Annotated in this window: 16 protein-coding genes; 2 read left to right on the top strand and 14 right to left on the bottom strand. The window is 72.1% G+C overall.

The genetic code is table 11. The features are described from left to right. Nucleotides 1-41 precede the first annotated feature (41 nt). The 7 genes from topA to bldG all read right to left on the bottom strand — a co-directional run bounded on the left by topA (nucleotide 42) and on the right by bldG (nucleotide 10,129). Nucleotides 42-2,876: a type I DNA topoisomerase gene (topA, locus tag ACZ63F_RS41085; protein WP_469718974.1), complete on the bottom strand. Its 2,835-nt coding sequence runs from the start codon at nucleotides 2,874-2,876 to the stop codon at nucleotides 42-44. Nucleotides 2,877-3,131: 255 nt separating this feature from the next. Next, complete coding sequence (locus ACZ63F_RS41080) at nucleotides 3,132-3,329, bottom strand: hypothetical protein (protein ID WP_352363464.1); 198 nt, start codon at nucleotides 3,327-3,329, stop codon at nucleotides 3,132-3,134. A gap of 352 nt (nucleotides 3,330-3,681) precedes the next feature. Then, nucleotides 3,682-5,211 (bottom strand): DUF7059 domain-containing protein, encoded by a 1,530-nt coding sequence (locus tag ACZ63F_RS41075; RefSeq protein ID WP_469718972.1) that lies wholly within the window; start codon nucleotides 5,209-5,211, stop codon nucleotides 3,682-3,684. Nucleotides 5,212-5,353: 142 nt separating this feature from the next. Beyond that, entirely contained in the window at nucleotides 5,354-6,010 is a 657-nt protein-coding gene (locus ACZ63F_RS41070; protein ID WP_469718971.1) for a small secreted protein, read from the bottom strand. 341 nt (nucleotides 6,011-6,351) lie between these two features. Next, nucleotides 6,352-8,763, bottom strand: coding sequence for a sodium-translocating pyrophosphatase (locus tag ACZ63F_RS41065; RefSeq protein WP_469718969.1), 2,412 nt, complete (start codon nucleotides 8,761-8,763; stop codon nucleotides 6,352-6,354). A 340-nt stretch (nucleotides 8,764-9,103) separates the two neighbouring features. Beyond that, on the bottom strand, nucleotides 9,104-9,538 hold the full coding sequence (locus tag ACZ63F_RS41060; RefSeq protein ID WP_469718968.1) for an ATP-binding protein: 435 nt from the start codon (nucleotides 9,536-9,538) through the stop codon (nucleotides 9,104-9,106). Nucleotides 9,539-9,787: 249 nt separating this feature from the next. Next, the gene (gene bldG, locus ACZ63F_RS41055; RefSeq protein WP_010986038.1) at nucleotides 9,788-10,129 is read right to left on the bottom strand and encodes an anti-sigma factor antagonist BldG; all 342 of its coding nucleotides are present in this window, start codon (nucleotides 10,127-10,129) and stop codon (nucleotides 9,788-9,790) included. A gap of 162 nt (nucleotides 10,130-10,291) precedes the next feature. Between bldG and ACZ63F_RS41050 the strand changes: the two genes are divergently transcribed. Then, nucleotides 10,292-12,664 carry a DEAD/DEAH box helicase gene (locus ACZ63F_RS41050; RefSeq protein WP_469718966.1) on the top strand — a complete coding sequence of 791 codons (2,373 nt, stop codon included), beginning with the start codon at nucleotides 10,292-10,294 and terminating at the stop codon, nucleotides 12,662-12,664. Between the two features lie 93 nt (nucleotides 12,665-12,757). On the opposite strand, the gene ACZ63F_RS41045 is transcribed toward ACZ63F_RS41050, so the two are convergent. The 7 genes from ACZ63F_RS41045 to ssd all read right to left on the bottom strand — a co-directional run bounded on the left by ACZ63F_RS41045 (nucleotide 12,758) and on the right by ssd (nucleotide 17,803). Continuing rightward, nucleotides 12,758-13,141, bottom strand: a complete 384-nt coding sequence (locus ACZ63F_RS41045) for an Rv3654c family TadE-like protein (protein WP_469718998.1) — start codon at nucleotides 13,139-13,141, stop codon at nucleotides 12,758-12,760. Nucleotides 13,142-13,164: 23 nt separating this feature from the next. Next, nucleotides 13,165-13,479 (bottom strand): TadE family type IV pilus minor pilin, encoded by a 315-nt coding sequence (locus tag ACZ63F_RS41040; protein ID WP_469718964.1) that lies wholly within the window; start codon nucleotides 13,477-13,479, stop codon nucleotides 13,165-13,167. Nucleotides 13,480-13,507: 28 nt separating this feature from the next. Continuing rightward, entirely contained in the window at nucleotides 13,508-13,696 is a 189-nt protein-coding gene (locus ACZ63F_RS41035) for a DUF4244 domain-containing protein (RefSeq protein ID WP_352363449.1), read from the bottom strand. Between the two features lie 94 nt (nucleotides 13,697-13,790). Then, on the bottom strand, nucleotides 13,791-14,579 hold the full coding sequence (locus ACZ63F_RS41030) for a type II secretion system F family protein (protein WP_469718962.1): 789 nt from the start codon (nucleotides 14,577-14,579) through the stop codon (nucleotides 13,791-13,793). Beyond that, nucleotides 14,576-15,436 carry a type II secretion system F family protein gene (locus tag ACZ63F_RS41025; protein ID WP_469718960.1) on the bottom strand — a complete coding sequence of 287 codons (861 nt, stop codon included), beginning with the start codon at nucleotides 15,434-15,436 and terminating at the stop codon, nucleotides 14,576-14,578. The genes ACZ63F_RS41030 and ACZ63F_RS41025 overlap by 4 nt, the downstream gene beginning before the upstream one ends. Before the next feature lie 88 nt (nucleotides 15,437-15,524). After that, a complete protein-coding gene (locus ACZ63F_RS41020; RefSeq protein ID WP_469718958.1) occupies nucleotides 15,525-16,706 on the bottom strand; it encodes a TadA family conjugal transfer-associated ATPase in 1,182 nt (393 codons plus the stop codon). Continuing rightward, nucleotides 16,703-17,803, bottom strand: a complete 1,101-nt coding sequence (gene ssd / locus ACZ63F_RS41015; RefSeq protein ID WP_469718956.1) for a septum site-determining protein Ssd — start codon at nucleotides 17,801-17,803, stop codon at nucleotides 16,703-16,705. The genes ACZ63F_RS41020 and ssd overlap by 4 nt, the downstream gene beginning before the upstream one ends. A gap of 584 nt (nucleotides 17,804-18,387) precedes the next feature. Between ssd and ACZ63F_RS41010 the strand changes: the two genes are divergently transcribed. After that, a complete protein-coding gene (locus ACZ63F_RS41010; RefSeq protein WP_469718954.1) occupies nucleotides 18,388-19,212 on the top strand; it encodes an HAD family hydrolase in 825 nt (274 codons plus the stop codon). The last annotated feature ends 68 nt before the right edge of the window (nucleotides 19,213-19,280 follow it).

Here is a 19,280-nt window from a genome sequence, read left to right as displayed (position 1 = left end):
AGTGGTCCCGGGAGGCCCGGAGCCGGTCCGGGACGGCCGGCTCAGTCCTCCGCGGCCGTCTTGGAGGCCGTCGCCTTCTTGGCGGGTGCCTTCTTCGCGGCCGTCGTCGTCTTCTTCGCGGCGGTCTTCTTCGCCGCCGTCTTCTTCGCCGGTGCGGCCTTCTTGGCGGCCGCGGTCTTCTTCGCGGGCGCCTTCTTCGCCGTCTTCTTGGCGGGCGCCTTGGCCCGCTTCTCGGCGAGCAGCTCGTAGCCGCGCTCCGGGGTGATCGTCTCGACGCTGTCGCCGGAGCGCAGCGTCGCGTTGGTCTCCCCGTCGGTGACGTACGGGCCGAAGCGGCCGTCCTTCACCACCACCGGCTTCTCGCTGACCGGGTCGGTGCCCAGCTCCTTCAGCGGCGGCTTGGCGGCGGCCCGGCCGCGCTGCTTGGGCTGGGAGTAGATCTGCAGCGCCTCTTCGAGGGTGATCGTGAAGAGCTGGTCCTCGGAGGTGAGCGAGCGCGAGTCCGTGCCCTTCTTCAGGTACGGCCCGTAGCGCCCGTTCTGCGCGGTGATCTCCTGGCCCTCGGCGTCGGTGCCGACGACGCGCGGCAGCGACATCAGCCTGAGCGCGTCCTCCAGGGTGACCGTGTCCAGGGACATGGTCTTGAAGAGCGAGGCGGTGCGCGGCTTGACCGCGTTCTTGCCGGTCTTCGGGGTGCCCTCGGGGAGCACCTCGGTGACGTACGGGCCGTAGCGGCCGTCCCGGGCGATGATCTGGTGGCCGGTCTCCGGGTCGGCGCCCAGCTCGAAGTCGCCGCTCGGCTTGGCGAGCAGCTCCTCCGCGAGCTCGACGGAGAGCTCGTCGGGGGCCAGGTCCTCCGGCACGTCCGCGCGCTGGTGGCCCTCGGAGTCCTTCTCGCCGCGCTCGATGTACGGGCCGTAGCGGCCGACCCGCAGCACGATGTTGTTGCCCACCGGGAACGACGACACCTCGCGCGCGTCGATCGCGCCCAGGTCGGTCACCAGCTCCTTGAGGCCGCCGAGGTGGTCCCCGTCGCCGTTGCCGGCGTCGGCCGCGCCGCCGGGGGTGGTGTCCTCGCCGCCCTCGCCGAAGTAGAAGCGCTTCAGCCACGGCACGGCCTGGGCCTGACCTGCGGCGATGCGGTCGAGGTCGTCCTCCATGCGGGCGGTGAAGTCGTAGTCGACCAGCCGGCCGAAGTGCTTCTCCAGCAGGTTGACCACGGCGAAGGAGAGGAAGGACGGCACGAGGGCCGTGCCCTTCTTGAAGACGTAGCCGCGGTCCAGGATCGTGCCGATGATCGACGCGTACGTCGACGGGCGGCCGATCTCGCGCTCTTCCAGCTCCTTGACCAGCGAGGCCTCGGTGTAGCGGGCCGGGGGCTTGGTGGCGTGCCCGTCGACCGTGATCTCCTCGGCGGACAGCGGGTCGCCCTCGGCGACCTGGGGCAGCCGGCGCTCGCGGTCGTCCAGCTCGGCGTTCGGGTCGTCGGCACCCTCGACGTAGGCCTTGAGGAAGCCGTGGAAGGTGATCGTCTTGCCGGAGGCGCTGAACTCGACGTCCCGGCCGTCGGCGGCGGTGCCACCGATCTTGACGGTGACGCTGTTGCCGGTCGCGTCCTTCATCTGGGAGGCGACGGTCCGCTTCCAGATCAGCTCGTAGAGCTTGAACTGGTCACCGGTGAGTCCGGTCTCGGCGGGGGTGCGGAAACGATCACCCGAGGGACGGATCGCCTCGTGCGCCTCCTGCGCGTTCTTGACCTTCGCGGCGTACGTCCGCGGAGCCGAGGGCAGGTAGTCGGCGCCGTAGAGCTGCGTGACCTGGGCGCGGGCGGCCGCGATCGCGGTGTCGCTCAGCGTCGTGGAGTCGGTACGCATGTACGTGATGTAGCCGTTCTCGTACAGCTTCTGGGCCACCTGCATGGTGGCCTTCGCGCCGAAGCCGAGCTTGCGCGAGGCCTCCTGCTGGAGGGTCGTCGTACGGAACGGGGCGTAGGGCGAGCGGCGGTACGGCTTGGACTCGACCGAGCGGACCGAGAACCGGGTGTTCTCCAGGGCGGCGGCGAGCGCGCGGGCGTTCGCCTCGTCGAGGTGCAGGGTGTTCGCGGTCTTCAGCTGTCCGAGCGAGTCGAAGTCGCGGCCCTGGGCGACCCGCTTGCCGTCGACGGCCTGCAGGCGGGCGACCAGGGACGACGGGTCGCTCGGGTCACCGGCCCGGCCGGTCCCGAAGGTGCCGGTCAGGTCCCAGTACTCGGCGGACCGGAACGCGATGCGCTCCCGCTCCCGCTCCACCACGAGCCGGGTCGCCACGGACTGGACACGGCCGGCCGACAGGCGCGGCATGACCTTCTTCCACAGGACCGGCGAGACCTCGTAGCCGTAGAGGCGGTCGAGGATGCGGCGGGTCTCCTGGGCGTCGACGAGCTTCTGGTTGAGCTGGCGCGGGTTGGCGACGGCGGCCCGGATCGCGTCCTTGGTGATCTCGTGGAAGACCATCCGCTTGACGGGGATCTTCGGCTTGAGGACCTCCTGGAGGTGCCAGGCGATGGCCTCGCCCTCGCGGTCCTCATCGGTGGCGAGGAAGAGCTCGTCGGACTCCTTCAGCAGGTCCTTGAGCTTCTTGACCTGCGCCCTTTTGTCGGCGTTGATCACGTAGATGGGCTGGAAGTCGTGCTCGACGTCCACGCCGAGGCGCCGGACCTCGCCGGTGTACTGCTCGGGCACCTCCGCGGCGCCGTTGGGAAGGTCACGGATGTGCCCGACGCTCGCTTCGACGACGTATCCGGGGCCCAGATAGCCCTTGATCGTCTTCGCCTTGGCAGGGGACTCGACGATGACGAGTCGGCGGCCGCCCTGTGCGGTCTCGCTGGTCGGGGACAACTTCGCTCTTCTCTCCGGTCGACGCTGGGGCCTCCCCAGGCCTTGCTCCCGGGGTCGTGGCACGGGCAGGGATGCCCGCTCACTTGGTGACGCTGCGGAGTGTGACGGTACATCCCGCCCCCGTGTCAAACGGGAAAAGCCCACAACGGCCACTCGAACGGTAACCCGACTACCGCCATTCCTGCCGCCCGGAGTCCCCGGTCGCCCTCCGGGCCCTGTCCGGAGCGTGATGCTCCGATTACCCGAGGGGCGCCTTCAGAGCCGGGTCAGGCAGTACGCCCCGAGGCCCAGCGCGATCACCGCGGCGAGGCTCGCGAGGGTCGCCGATGCGACCTGACTCACACCCTGGGCGACGGGTTCGCCACGCCGGAGCCGGACGCCGGTCCACGCCAGCAGCGCGCCTCCGAACAGGGCGAACACCACCCCCGCGAAGATCGCCGGTGCGCTCTCCATGGCCCGCGCCCCCCCTCCCCTGCCGCCCGTGACTGCCCAGCGCCCGGAGACTGGCACGTACGGGCGGCGGGTGGGAGGCCGACGGGCGAAATCAAGGTGAACGAACGGCCGGAAAGCCCTCGAACATCCGATCGGCGGACGAGAGGCGGACCTGCAGCGGACGTGCGGCGGACCGCCGATGGATCGCCATGGGCCGCCGCTGGAAGGCGGGGCGAACGTTCCGGCCAGATTTTTCCGGTCTTTTTCTTCTCCGGCGTGTCCCGCGGGCCCGCCCGCGGTCGTCCCCGGCCCGCCAAAGCGGCTCGTCCCCGGGCCCGGCTCGCTTCGGCGGCCGGGTACGTCTTCCGGTCCGTCAGACGGCCGGCTCCAGGAACCCCTGCTCCACCAGCAGCCGGATCTGCGCGGGCGTGCGGTCGCGCAGCATCACCGGGTCCTCGCCGGTCAATTGCGCGATGGCGTCGAGAATCCGCCCTGCGCTCAGCGTGCCGTCGCACACCCCTGCGAAGCCGGCGCCCACCGTGTCCACCTTGGTCGCGCGGCGCATACCGCGGTGCTGGCGCAGCACCACGTGCTCGGGGTCCTCGGCGCCGGGCAGTCCGACCTGCTCCTGGACCACCTCGACGGCGAGCCTGAAGTGGCCTTCCAGAAGATCCGCGTCGTCGTGGTCCCGGAGGTAGTCGAGGCGGTGGAAGTGCGCGCGGATCGTCTCGCCGAGCGGCTGTTCGATCGGATGCGGCCACTCCTCGACGGTGACCGAGGGCACGGCGGCGCCCGTCTTCCGCAGCGTGATCCAGCCGAATCCCACCCCCTTCACCTTGCGTGCCTCGAACTCGTCGAGCCAGGCGTCGTACCGCGCCTGGTACTCCGCCGGATCCTCGCGGTGGTCTCCGGAGTCCCTGAGCCACAGCTCGGCGTACTGGGTGACGTCCTGCACCTCGCGCTGCACGATCCACGCGTCGCAGCCGCGCGGCACCCACGACCTGACCCTGTCCTGCCAGTCCTCCCCCGCGACGTGCTGCCAGTTGGCGAGGAACTGCGCGAACCCGCCCTCGTTCAGCCGCTCCCCGGCCTGTTGAACGAGCGAGCGGCACAGATCGTCCCCGCTCATCCCGCCGTCCCGGTACGTCAGCCGGGCGCCGGGAGAGATCACGAACGGCGGGTTGGAGACGATCAGATCGAACGTCTCCCCTTCCTTGACCGGCTCGAAGAGCGAGCCCTCGCGCAGGTCGGCCGCCGGTGCGCCGGAGAGCGCCAGCGTGAGCGCCGTGATGTGCAGCGCGCGCGGGTTGACGTCGGTCGCCGTCACCCGCGTGGCGTGCTGGGCGGCGTGCAGTGCCTGGATCCCGGAGCCGGTGCCGAGGTCGAGGGCGGCGGCGACGGGCGTGCGGACGGTGATACCGGCGAGGGTCGTGGACGCGCCGCCGACCCCGAGGACGACTTCTTCGTGCCGGCGGCCGATGCCGCCCGCTCCGCCGACGGCACATCCGAGGTCGGAGACGATGAACCAGTCCTCGCCGTCGGGCCCGCCGTACGGCCGTACGTCCACGGTGGCCGCGACCTCGTCGCCGCCCGCGCGGGTCAGCCAGCCGCTGTCCAGGAGGTCGTCGACGGGCAGGATGCCGGCCACGCGCGCGTGCGGCACAGGCTGCTGGAGGAGGAACAGCCGGACGAGCGTCTCCAGGGGCGTGTCCCCGCGGGTCGCGCGCAGCGCGGGCACCGTCTCGCTGCGGGCCAGCGCCGCGTACGCGGGGGCACCGAGCAGGTCGAGCAGGCCGTCGGCGGTGAAGGAGGAGCCCAGCAGGGCGGTGCGCAGCCGCGCGGCGACGTCGGGGCGGTCGGAGGCGGGCAGGGTGGCGAGGCCGGAGTCAGTCACGCCCTCCATTGTGGCCCGCGGCCAGGCCCGGCCACGGGCTCAGCACACGGTCGCGGACCGCGGAACTCCGCCCGGCGCACGAACCCGGACCTGGCCCCGGCCCGGCCCGGACAGGTCTGGCCCGGCCTGGCCTCGGGGCTGTGCCCCGGCCTCAGCCCGCGGTCGACGACGTCGACGTCGAGGTGGAGGTCGAAGCCGGGGACGACGCACCGGTCGACGTCGTCGAGGAGACCTTCTTGCAGCTGGCCTGCTCGGCGATCGCGTCCTTGACCTCGCCCTGCTCCAGGGCGTTCAGCGCCGCGGTGCCGCTCTTGCTCTGCGTCTCCAGCTGCGTCGTCTGGGAGGCGACGTCCTGCAGACCGGTGGCGAACTTCGCCTGGTTCTTGGTGTCGAGCGCGTCGACCTTCTTCTTCAGGTCGGCGTAGGACGCGGAGAGGCTGTTGAGGGTCGTGACGACGTTCTGCTGGCGCTTGGCGCCGTCGTCCACCCCGGGGGGCGCGCCGGCGCTGCTGATGGCCGCGGCGAGTGCCTTGTAGCCGTCGGACATGTCCTGGAAGGCCTGCGAGTCGGTCTTCTGGATGGTCGCGGCCGAACTCGTGGTGTCCGAGGCCGTTGTGGAGATCGCCTCGTTCGCCGCCTTGATCTTCGCGTCCTGCGCCGGCACCGCGTCGCACACGGTCTTGGCCCAGGCGATCAGCTTGGGGTCGGTGCCCTTGTTGCTGCTGCACCCGGACAGCGCCACTACCAGTACCGCACCGCCGGACAGTGCGGCCGCGAGCTTCTTGTTCACCGGATCGGTCCCTTCCATGGCTCTCGGCCCCCGGAATCTACACGGCGGACGGACAGCGCCCCCATGGAAGCACCCAGTAAATAAGCTTTTGGGTAGATTTGCGCCAGGGAGAGAAGGCTCACGACGAGACGACGCGCACATCCCGGTCCCGAACGCAGTCCGGCCCGCGCCGACACACTCCGGCCCGCGCCGCACCCTCCGGTACACACCACACTCCGGCACCTGCCGCACTCCGGCGCGCGACGGGCATCAGGCGCCCGGGCGTACGAAACGGGCGGACGGCGTGTCAGCACACGCCGTCCGCCCGCTCGTTGCCCGGCCCCCTCTCGCGAGGGCACCGGTGGGCGTCGTAAGACCGCCTACGAAACCACCGCGGGATCGGCCGACTTGGCCACCCGTTCCGCGCTGTCCTCGTCGTCGCCGACGGCGATACCGCGCCGCTTGGAGACGTAGACCGCGCCGACGATCACGATCAGCGCGAGGACCGCGATCAGGATCCGGATGCCGATGCTCTTGTCATGGCCGTAGGAGAACTTGATCACCGCGGGCGCGATGAGCAGGGAGACCAGGTTCATGACCTTGAGCAGCGGGTTGATCGCGGGTCCCGCGGTGTCCTTGAAGGGGTCGCCGACCGTGTCGCCGATGACCGTGGCGGCGTGGGCCTCGCTGCCCTTGCCGCCGTGGTGACCGTCCTCGACGAGTTTCTTGGCGTTGTCCCAGGCACCGCCGGAGTTGGCCAGGAAGACGGCCATCAGGGTGCCCGCGCCGATCGCGCCCGCGAGGTACGAACCGAGGGCGCCGACACCGAGCGTGAACCCGATGAAGATGGGCGCCATCACGGCGAGCAGTCCCGGCGTGGCCAGCTCGCGCAGGGCGTCCTTGGTGCAGATGTCGACGACCTTGCCGTACTCGGGCTGCTCCGTGTAGTCCATGATCCCGGGGTGCTCGCGGAACTGCCGCCGCACCTCGAAGACCACCGAACCCGCCGACCGCGACACGGCGTTGATGGCGAGTCCGGAGAACAGGAAGACGACCGCCGCGCCGGCGACGAGCCCGACCAGGTTGTTGGGCTGCGAGATGTCCATGGACAGGGTCAACGGGGAGCCCGCACCGCTGAGTTTCGCGCCCACGTCCTGCACGTTCGTGGTGATCGCGTCCCGGTACGACCCGAAGAGCGCCGACGCCGCGAGGACGGCGGTGGCGATGGCGATGCCCTTGGTGATGGCCTTGGTGGTGTTGCCGACGGCGTCCAGGTTGGTGAGCACCTGCGCGCCCGCGCCCTCGACGTCGCCGGACATCTCGGCGATGCCCTGGGCGTTGTCGGAGACCGGCCCGAAGGTGTCCATGGCGACGATCACGCCGACCGTGGTGAGCAGACCGGTGCCGGCCAGCGCCACCGCGAACAGCGCGAGCATGATCGACGTACCGCCGAGCAGGAACGCGCCGTAGACGCCGAGGCCGATCAGCAGCGCGGTGTAGACGGCCGATTCGAGGCCGACCGAGATACCGGCGAGGACCACGGTGGCCGGGCCGGTCAGCGAGGTCTTGCCGATGTCCATGACCGGCCGCCGGTTGGTCTCGGTGAAGTAGCCGGTCAGCTGCTGGATGACGGCCGCCAGCAGGATGCCGATGGCCACCGCGACGAGCGCGAGGATCCGCGGGTCGCCGTCCTTGGCCCGGATGGCCGCGTCACCAATGCCGTCCAGGTCGGAGTACTTCCCCGGCAGGTACACGAAGACCGCGATCGCGACGAGCACGAGCGAGATCACCGCGGAGATGAAGAAGCCGCGGTTGATGGCGCTCATGCCGCTGCGGTCGCTGCGGCGCGGCGCCACCGCGAAGATGCCGACCATCGCCGTGAGCACGCCGATGGCCGGTACCAGGAGCGGGAAGGCGAGTCCGGAGTCGCCGAAGGCCGCCTTGCCGAGGATCAGCGCGGCGACCAGGGTCACGGCGTACGACTCGAAGAGGTCGGCCGCCATGCCCGCGCAGTCGCCGACGTTGTCGCCCACGTTGTCGGCGATGGTCGCGGCATTGCGCGGGTCGTCCTCCGGAATGCCCTGTTCGACCTTTCCGACCAGGTCGGCGCCGACGTCGGCGGCCTTGGTGAAGATGCCACCGCCGACACGCATGAACATCGCGATCAGGGCGGCACCGAGACCGAAGCCTTCGAGCACCTTCGGCGCGTCGGCCGCGTACACCAGCACCACACAGGAGGCGCCGAGCAGGCCGAGCCCCACCGTGAACATGCCGACGACGCCGCCCGTGCGGAAAGCGATCTTCATGGCCTTGTGCGAGACGGCGGTGAGATCCTTTTCCGGTTCGCCTTCCGCCGGAGTGGCTTCACGGGCCGCCGCGGCGACGCGCACATTGCTGCGTACGGCGAGCCACATGCCGATATAACCGGTGGTCGCCGAGAACGCGGCGCCGATCAAGAAGAAGATCGACCGGCCGGCGCGCTGATTCCAGTCGTCCGCGGGCAGCAGCAGGAGCAGGAAGAACACCACGACGGCGAATACGCCGAGGGTGCGCAACTGTCGGCCCAGATAGGCGTTGGCGCCTTCCTGGACCGCCGCCGCGATCTTCTTCATGCTGTCGGTGCCCTCGCCGGCCGCGAGCACCTGGCGGACCAGGATCCAGGCGACCACGAGCGCGGCCAGCGCCACGGCGGCGATGACCGCCACCAGGACCCGGTTGTCGTCGGTCAGGACTGCGGCTGCGAAGGTTGTGGGGTGATGGCCCAACTGATGAGGGGTAGAAAGCCCCGCCATTCGTCCTCCTTGACGCTTGGGCTGAGCTCAAGATGTGGACGGATTCTAGGTACCCGGGAGTGATCTAAACAGGGGACGGTAAACGGAATTGGCCTTCTCGTGCTCTTCAGCAAATGATCGAGATCAGGCCGACGAACCCGAAAGCGGTAATGCCCTAAAAGCATTGACAGCGGTCGTTTACTTGATCAAATTATCGCCCGACCGGTCGTGAATGAATTCACTAAACACATCACACGAGATCACTTTACGACCGGCCGCAGGTGAAACGGCTGCGGGAGCGTGCGGACATGACGAAGGGCCCCACTCGGTGGGGCCCTTCGTCGCACGGACAGAGCGGCTCTCAGGTGAGGGCGACTCCGGGCGGGGTCGTCGGCCAGGTCATGCGGATCAGCCCGCCGTGCTCCCCGGCCGTGACCTCCACGTCGTCCACGAGGCCGCTGATGACCGCGAGGCCCATCTCGTCCTCCTCGGCCTCCACGTCCGCGTCCGCCGCGCCGTCGGATCCCCGGTCGCCGGGGACCGAACGGGGTGCCTCGTCGCCGACCTCGATGGAGAACTGTTTCTCCTCTTCGATCAGCGCCACCCGCACCGGCTCGGTGATGCCGCCGGTCTGGTGCAGACCCACGGCACGGGAACAGGCCTCGCCGACGGCCAGCCGGACCTCGTCCAGGACGGCCTCGTCCACTCCGGCCCTGCGAGCCACCGCCGCCGCCACCAGTCGGGCGGTGCGGACGTGCTCGGGCAGCGCGCTGAAGCGGAGTTCAACGGTGGCCATACGTCCCCCTCGGAACTAAGGGCGTGCGATGGGGGGCCGGGCCGCCGAAGAACCCGGAACCCCCCGATGAATTGCGTCCGCCGCGGGCACCGCGGCCCGTGCACGGCTGCCGGCACGGGCACGCGGGGCCCGAACGGGCGGGGGTGACACGGGCGTCCGTACGGCGCATGGCGCGCACGGGCCCGTGCCGAGGGCCGGCCGGACGGCACGGACCGATCGGCGGTCCGGGGTACGTCGGCCGGCCCGGGGTCAGTCGGTGGCCGCCACCGCTTCCTCGACCGAGGTGTGGATCGGGAACACCTTGGTGAGGCCGGTGATACGGAAGATCTTCAGAATGCGCTCCTGGTTGCAGACCAGGCGCAGCGAGCCCTCATGGGCACGCACCCGCTTCAGGCCGCCGACCAGCACGCCGAGCCCGGTGGAGTCGAGGAAGTCCACGCCCTCCATGTCGACGACGAGGTGGAAATTCCCGTCGTTCACCAGCTCGACCAGCTGCTCGCGCAGCTTGGGCGCGGTATATACGTCGATTTCGCCACCGACCTCGACGACCGTACGATCGCCGACTGTACGGGTCGACAGGGACAGGTCCACGGATCCTCCAGCACCTTGCTATCGAGCGGTCGCCCCTCGGGACACCTCGGCTTGCGGCCCCCGGGACGGTTCGCCAGCCGCGATGGCATTCAATCACTTACGGCAGGCGTGCACGACGCCTTGGCCCCATTGTCCGTCACGCCAGTGACACACTCGGTCCCGATGGCCATAAATCACCGATCCGATCGACCGCCGGTTCCGGCCGTGTCCGGGTTCTCTCCGGGCACGGTCCTGGACCGGCTCGCCTCCGGGCCGAGCCGGGCTTCGCGCATCACTCATACGGAGCACTTGCCCCCGCGTGCGGGTCGGCATGCCGTCTGGCCTGACCGGATTCGTTCGGAGGTCGTCGCGGCCGTACAGGAGTGCGGCATCGAGCATCCCTGGGAGCACCAGGCGCTGGCCGCCGAGCACGCCCTGGACGGCGACTCGGTGGTGGTCGCCACCGGCACCGCCTCCGGCAAGTCCCTGGCCTACCTGGTACCGGTCCTGTCCACCCTGCTGGACGGCTCCGAGGCGGCGAGCGGCCGTGGCGCCACCGCCCTCTACCTGGCGCCCACCAAGGCGCTGGCGGCCGACCAGTGCCGCGCCGTGAAGGAACTTTCACAACCGCTGGGGAACGCGGTGCGCCCCGCGGTGTACGACGGCGACACCCCCTACGAGGAACGGGAGTGGATCCGCCAGTACGCCAACTACGTGCTCACCAACCCCGACATGCTGCACCGCGGGATCCTGCCCGGGCACGCCCGCTGGTCCTCCTTCCTGAAGTCGCTGAAGTACGTCGTCGTCGACGAGTGCCACACCTACCGGGGCGTCTTCGGCTCGCACGTCGCCCAGGTGCTGCGCCGGCTGCGCCGTCTGTGCGCCCGCTACGGCGCCTCCCCGGTCTTCCTGCTGGCCTCCGCGACCGCCGCCGAGCCGGCCGTGGCCGCCGGGCGTCTCACCGGCCTGCCGGTCGTGGAGATCGCCGACGACGCCTCCCCGCGCGGCGAGCTGGTCTTCGCCCTGTGGGAGCCGCCGCTGACCGAGCTGCACGGCGAGAAGGGCGCCCCCGTGCGCCGTACCGCCACCGCCGAGACCGCCGACCTGCTGACCGACCTGGCCGTGCAGGGCGTCCGCTCGGTCGCCTTCGTGCGCTCCCGGCGCGGCGCGGAGCTGATCTCCGTCATCGCCCAGGAACGGCTGGCCGAGGTCGACCGTTCCCTCGCCCGGCGTGTCGCGGCCTACCGCGGCGGCTACCTCCCCGAGGAGCGGCGCGCACTGGAACGCGCGCTGCACTCGGGGGAACTCCTCGGACTTGCCGCCACGACGGCCCTGGAGCTGGGCGTGGACGTCTCCGGGCTGGACGCCGTACTGATCGCCGGGTACCCCGGTACGAGGGCCTCTGTGTGGCAGCAGGCGGGTCGCGCGGGCCGTACCGGGCAGGGCGCACTCGCCGTCCTGATCGCCCGCGACGATCCGCTGGACACCTTCCTCGTCCATCATCCCGAGGCCCTGTTCGACCAACCGGTGGAATCGACGGTCCTCGACCCCGACAACCCGTACGTCCTCGCCCCGCACCTGTGTGCCGCCGCGGCCGAGCTCCCGCTCACCGACGACGACCTCGACCTCTTCGGCCCCGCCTGCAAGGAGCTGCTGCCGCAGCTGGAGGCCGCGAAGCTGCTGCGCCGCCGGACGAAGGCCTGGCACTGGACCCGCCGCGAGCGGGCCGCCGAGCTGACCGACATCCGCGGCGAGGGCGGCCGCCCGGTGCAGGTCGTCGAGGCGGGCACCGGACGCCTGCTCGGCACGGTGGACGCGAGCGCCGCCCACTCCACGGTCCACGAGGGCGCGGTCCACCTGCACCAGGGCCGTACCTACCTCGTGCGCTCCCTCGACCTGGAGGACTCGGTGGCCCTGGTCGAGCAGGCCGAGCCGCCGTACTCCACGGTCGCCCGCGACACCACGGCCATCTCCGTCCTGGAGACCGACACCGAGATCCCCTGGGGTGACGGCCGCCTCTGCTACGGCTCCGTCGAGGTCACCAATCAGGTGGTCTCCTTCCTGCGCCGCCGGCTCATCACCGGCGAGGTCCTGGGCGAGACGAAACTCGACCTCCCTCCTCGTACGCTGCGTACCCGGGCGGTGTGGTGGACCGTCACCGAGGACCAGCTCGACGAGGCCCGGATCCCCCCGGAGATCCTCGGCGGCGCCCTGCACGCGGCCGAACACGCCTCCATCGGCCTGCTCCCGCTCTTCGCGACCTGCGACCGCTGGGACATCGGTGGCGTGTCGATCCCCCTGCACCCCGACACGCTCCTGCCGACCGTCTTCGTCTACGACGGCCACCCCGGCGGCGCCGGCTTCGCGGAGCGCGCCTTCCACACCGCCCGCACCTGGCTGACGGCCACCCGGGAGGCGATCGCCGCGTGCGAGTGCGACGCCGGGTGCCCGTCCTGCATCCAGTCCCCCAAGTGCGGGAACGGGAACGAGCCGTTGCACAAGCGGGGGGCGGTACGGCTCCTCACGGTGCTGTTGAGGGGGGCGCCGAGGGGGTAGGCGGTCGGCTGCGGGTCGGTGGGGGCTGGTCGCGCAGTTCCCCGCGCCCCTTTGGGGGCACGTTGCCAGGGACTCGTTTTCAGGAGCTCGCCGTCAGGGGCTCGTTGCGGCAGGGCCGGCTCTGGCCCGGACCTCCGCCGTGAACGGCCCGCCGCCCGAGGCCGCCGAGACATCCGAGACGTCACCGACGATCACGCACCGGGTCAGCCGCGTGGCCTGAGCCAGTGCCACACGGTCCGCCAGGGCGCAGGCGGCTGCCGTGCCCTCGGCCCAGTGGTCCGCCGCTGCCAGGGCGGCCATGTCGGCGCCCCCGGCGGCGCGATGCCGGACCACAACGGCCTGCCCGAGGCCGAGCACCACCCCGAACACGACGCACAGCACGGCGATCGCCCCGACGCTCCAGACTGTGGCGGACCCCCGGTCGGCCGCCCCGCAGGGGCGCGGGAAACCGCGCGACCGGCCCCCAGCGGCCCGCAGCCGCTCGACCACCGCGCGCCCCCTCACGGTCCCTCCGCGAGTGCCACCGCCGACTCCCGCACCTCGAACGGCAACGCGCCCAGCGCCGGCGGTCTCGCCGCCACCGTCACCCGCACCACGTCCCCCTCCCGGCCCACCGTCACCGTCGCCCCGTCCGGCGCCGCCTCCTTCGTCACCGCGATCACCGCGGCCTCGGCGTCCTGCCGCGCCGCGGCCCGCGCCCCGGTGCGGGCGGCGTCCACGCACCGGATCTGGGCGGCCACCACGAGCAGCCCCCACACCAGCGCCATCGTGAACGCCACCAGCACCGGCAGCACCACGGCCGCCTCCGCGGTCACGAACCCCCGGTCCGCCCCGCGCCTGCGCTCACATCCGCGCACTGAGGGCTCGTTTCACGATGGCCTGGAGCTCCGCGCTGACCTGACCGCTCGTGACGACGGCGTAGAGGACCGCCGCGAACCCGACGGCCGCGATGATCCCCATCGCGTACTCGGAGGTGACCATCCCGGCGTCCCGGCGCACCAGCTTCCACATCTTCCAGTACATTGCACGCATTTCGACTCCCTTTGACTCGCTTGGCTCTGATGGATCTGATGGATCTGGTGGATCTGACGTCAGTTCGGGTCCGCGACCCGGTTGCCGTGCCTCCTCATCCACCACCCCCTCGCAGCACCCCGCCCGCCAGCCCGATCACCACGGGGAGTACGCCGACCGCGATGAACGCGGGCAGAAAGCAGAGCCCCACCGGCGCCGAGATCAGCACGGCCGCCCGTCGTGCCCGCGCGGTGGCACTCCTCGCCCACTCGGCGCGGGCGTCCGAGGCGAGCCGCGCGACGGGCGCGGCCGCCGGCATGCCTGACTCGTCCGCGCGTTCCAGCAGCCGGGCCAGGGCCGCGGCGCCGGGCAGCCCGGCCAACCGCCGCCAGGCGGACGCCGGTTCGCCGCCCAGCCGCACCTCGGCCGCGCCTCGCGCCAGCCCCTCCCCGACCGGTCCGCCGAGTGCCTCTCCGACCGCCTGGGCGGCGACCACCGGACCTGCCCCGGCGGCGATGCAGGCCGCCAGGAGGTCGGCGGCGAGAGGGAGTTGACGCGCAGCCTCGGCAGCCGCCGTCTCCGCCGTCCGGTCCCCGTCGCCGGCCCGGCGCCGCCACTGCCACAGCCCCACCGCGACGCCCAGCCCCAGCAGCGCCCCGGCAACCCCGCCGACCAGCACCCAGCCGCCGCACACCACCCCGACGACCGGCAGCCACCCGCGGGCGGCACCGCCGACGGCGGAGTGCCTCTCCGTCTGCTCCGGCCTTTCCAGGCCGAGCAGTTCGGCCGCCTTGCGCCGGGCCCAGCGCCTGCGCCTGGCCCGCTCAAGCCGCCATGCAGACCAGACCAGGGCCGCCGGCACCCCGACCGTCACCCCCAGCCTGTGGACAAGCTCCGCGCTCACGCCGCCTCAGCTCCCCGCACGATCCGGGCCGCCCACCACATCCCGGCGCCCTCGAAGACCGCGCCGACTACCAGGCAGCCCAGGCCCGCCCCGGTGTGCAGCAGCACCCGCAGCGGGTCGGCGCCCAGGGCCGACCCGAGCAGGAGGCCGAGGGCGGGCAGCGCTGCGAGCATCACCGCGGTGGCCCGGGCGCCCGACAACTGGGCGCGCAGATCGGCACGTTGGTCGCGTTCGGCCCGCAGGGCGGCGTCCAGGCGGTCGAGGCCGGCCGCGAGTCCGGCGCCCTGGTCGACCGCCACCCGCCAGCAGGCCGCGAGCCCCAGCAGGCCGTCGGCGCCGGGCTGCCGTGCCGCCATCGCCAGCGCCGCCGGTACGTCCCCGCCGAAGCGCGCCGCCGCCACCACGGCCGGCCGGGCCTCACCGAGCCCGCCGGAGTCCCGCGCGGCCCGCAACAGCGCCTCACCCGGCTGCCGTCCCGCGCGCACCTCACCGGCGAGCGTCCCGCACAGCGCGATCACCGCGTCGGCGCGCGTCTGGCGGGCCCGTCGCGCCTGGCGCGCCAGCCGCACCCGGCGCAGTGCCGGCACCCCGGCCGCCCCTGCGAGCACCGGCAGGACCGAGGCGGCGAGGAGCGCCAGGGCCATGCCCACGGCCAGGGCCCACCACTCACCCCGCCAACGGCCGCGCAGCCGCCGGAGTTCCCCGAGCGCCCGTTCCCAGGAGGGCGGCCCGGTGGTCACCACCCCGCCGCCGGCGAGCAGCAGCCGAGTCCGCCGTACCTCACGGTGCCGCTCGGCCAGCAGCCAGGCCATGACCCCACCGCACACCACGGCCGCACCGATCGTCGTCTCACCCATCACACACACCTCTTTCGGCTCATGGATCGCTCTCAACTCACGGATCGCGTTCGGCTCATCAATCGCTGACGTCACTTCAGGCCTGCGCTCACGGCTCACCCACGCCACTCCGCAGCAGCCCGCGCAGCCGCTCCCACCCCTGCTCCCGCGCGAACGCCGCCGCGTTCCAGCGCAGCGCCGGTACCGTCCGCACCAGCCCGGAGGCGTCCCGCTCCAGAACGTGCACCTCCGCGATCCGCCGTCGGCCGGCGCGGTCCCGTACCAGGTGCAGCACCACCGACAGCGCGGCGGCGAGCTGGCTGTGCAGGGCGGCCCGGTCGAGCCCGGCGGCCGTGCCGAGGGCCTCCAGGCGGGCCGGCACGTCCGCGGCCGCGTTGGCGTGCACGGTGCCGCACCCTCCCTCGTGGCCGGTGTTGAGCGCGGCCAGCAGATGGACCACCTCGGGCCCGCGGACCTCGCCGACGACGAGCCGGTCGGGCCGCATCCGCAGGGCCTGCCGGACCAGGTCCTCCAGGGTGACGAGGCCGGCGCCCTCCTGGTTGGCGGGTCTGGTCTCCAGCCGTACGACGTGCGGGTGTTCGGGCCTGAGCTCCGCCGAGTCCTCGGCGAGCACGATCCGCTCGCCCGGGCCGACGAGCCCCAGAAGGGCGCTCAGGAGGGTCGTCTTGCCCGTGCCCGTGCCACCGCTGACCAGGAAGGACAGCCGGGCCGCGAGGAGCGCCCGCAGGATCCGGTCGCCGCCCGGGGGCACGGTCCCGGCCGTGACCAGTTCGTCGAGGGTGAACGCCCGGGGGCGGACCACCCGCAGGGACAGGCAGGTGCACCCGACGGCCACCGGGGGCAGGACCGCGTGCAGGCGGGTGCCGTCGGGCAGCCGGGCGTCCGCCCAGGGACGCGCGTCGTCCAGGCGCCGGCCGGCCACCGCGGCCAGCCGCTGCGCGAGGCGCCGTACCGCCGCCGCGTCCGGGAAGGCGACCGGGGTGAGTTCCAGGCCGCCACCGCGGTCCACCCAGACCCGGTCCGGGGCGGTCACCAGGACGTCGGTGACCGTGGGGTCGGCGAGCAGCGGCTCCAAGGGGCCGCTGCCGACCAGTTCGGAGCGCAGTCGCTCGGCCGCGCCGAGGACTTCGGCGTCGCCGAGGACCCGCCCCTGGGCACGCAGTGCCTGGGCCACCCGCGCGGGTGTCGGTTCGGCGCCGCTCTCGGCGAGCCAGCGCCGTACTCCGTCGAGCAGGGCCGGGCCGTCCGCGCCCGCGGTGCCGGGCCTCATGCGACACCGCTCGCCTCGACCAGCGTGCGCTCCCAGAAGCCCTTGCAGAAACGGGCCAGCGGTCCGCGTGCGGCGGAGCCCGGCGGTTTCCGGTCGGGGCGGGTCAGGCCTGGTTCGGCCGGTACCTCGCCGGCCAGCGGCAGTCCGAGCAGCCGGGCCACCTCGCGGTCGTCCAGGCCCGGCGCGTACGGCCCCCGTACCGCGACCCTGAGGTCGCGCACGACCATGCCGACGGTGGCCGCCACCCGGCCGGCCGCGGCGACGGCGCGGAGTTCGGCGGGGACCACCAGGACGGCGAGGTCGAGCTGGGTGAGGACCTCGGCGACCTCGTCGTCCAGGCGGCGCGGCAGGTCGACGACGACCGTGCCGCCGCGCCGCCGGGCGGCGGCGAGCACCGCACGCACGGCGGGCGGCGGGATCGCCACGCAGTCACCGCGGTCCCAGCTGAGGATCCGCAGCGAGTGCAGTTCGGGCAGCGACTCCTCCAGGGCGCCGCTGCCGAGCCGGCCGCGCGAGGCGGCGAAAGCCGGCCAGCGCAGGCCCTCGGCGGTCTCGCCGCCGAGGAGTACGTCGATTCCGCCGCCCAGCGGATCCGCGTCCACGAGCAGGGTGCGCAGTCCCTCCCGCGCGGAGGTGACGGCGAGGGCACAGGCCAGCGTGGAGGCGCCGGCCCCGCCCCGGCCGCCGATGACGCCGACGGTGAGGGCCGGGCGGCCCACGCCCTCGACGACGTCGGCGATCCGGTCCACGAGCCACTGCTCGCCGTCGGGCAGCATCAGGACGTGGTCGGCACCGATCTCCACGGCCCGTTTCCACACATCCGGGTCGTCCTGGTCGAGGCCCACGAGGACCACCCCGCGCCGGCGCGTGGCCCCGCGCACCCGCCGGGCGGCGTCGTCGCCGACCAGGACGAGCGGGGCGGACTCCCAGCCGCCGCCGCGGTCCGGCGGGCCGTGGTGAACCTCCGGTTTGGCACCTGCCGCGGCGCACAGGCGCAACAGGTCGTCGAGGAGTTCGGCGTCCTCGGTGACGATCATCGGGCGTCCGGGCCGTCCCGAGGCGGCGGACGGCGGGTCGTGGGTGACGGTTCCGGCCACGTGAGCTTCCCCCTTGGCTGCGTTCTCCCGCATGGCCCCTGCGGCCACGCGATTCACAAACGTGCGGAGAACCGGCAAGCGGTCCTCCATATGCACGGCCGGCAGAAACCGGCCATTGGCGCCCGACAAACGGAACCGGCCATGAACTCGCCGCCGCCGGAGCGCGCTGGAATCACGGTGCAGCGGACCCGAAAATCTTGTGGATCTTGGTCCAAAACTGTGGACAACTCGATGGTTGTGAATATCGCCGTCACCCATACCGGTGAGCCCCGTTCTGGAGCCTGTGCGACTTCCACAGCGCAGCGTCACGACTACCCACCGTGACGGATCATGGGCATGCGAGAAGGGCGGCCACAGCCGCCCGGACGGGGCCCGACGGCCCGCGAGAGAGGAGGAAAACCCACCCGGACATGCGACGACCCCCACCGGGGGGGAGAGTGGGGGTCGTCTCCACGGCCGACTCGGGGGGGGAGGAGCCGGACCGGGTTAGCACGGTCGCGAACGATCCGTGACTTCCATGGTGTACCCGAGAGCCCTCTCAGGCAAACCCACGCGCCCCACCTTACGCCGAATGGTGGGCGCCTATGCTCGGGGGCGTGGAAAGCCACTCCTTGCCCCGCACAGCGGCCTTCTTTGACCTGGACAAGACGGTCATTGCGAAGTCGAGCACGCTCACGTTCAGCAGGTCGTTCTACCAAGGCGGTCTGATCAACCGCAGGGCGGCGCTGCGCAACGCGTACTCGCAGTTCGTCTTCCTGGTCGGCGGTATGGACCACGACCAGATGGAGCGCACGCGCGCATACCTGTCCGGCCTCGTCCGTGGCTGGAATGTCCAGCAGGTCAAGGAGATCGTCGCCGAGACCCTGCACGACCTGATCGACCCGATCATCTACGACGAGGCGGCCTCCCTCATCGAGGAGCACCACAAGGCCGGCCGGGACGTCGTCATCGTCTCCACCTCGGGCGCCGAGGTGGTCGAGCCGATCGGCGAACTCCTCGGCGCCGACCGGGTGGTGGCCACCCGCATGGTCGTCGGCGACGACGGCTGCTTCACCGGCGAGGTGGAGTACTACGCGTACGGGCCGACCAAGGCGGAGGCCGTCCGGGAGCTGGCCGCATCCGAGGGGTACGACCTGGACCGCAGCTTCGCGTACAGCGACTCGGCGACCGACCTGCCGATGCTCCAGGCCGTCGGACATCCGCACGCCGTGAACCCGGACCGCGCGCTGCGCCGCGAGGCCCTCGCCCGCGGCTGGCCGATCCTGGACTTCCACCGGCCGGTGCGGCTCAAGCAGCGGATCTCCACGCCTCCGCGCCCGGCCCTGGTCGCCGCGGCGGCCATAGGAGCGGCGGCCGCAACCGCGGGCCTGGTCTGGTACGCGAGCCGGCGCCGGAGCACGGTCGCCTGAACCGGCCAACCCCGGCGTTCTTCACCCGTTCGGCCTATCGACGTCCCTTTCGGTCGCCTTTGAACCTA

The sequence above is a fragment of the Streptomyces sp. NPDC104761 genome (assembly GCF_055583445.1).
Note: the sequence above shows the minus strand (reverse complement) of the source record. Positions and strands in the feature narration are given on the sequence as shown.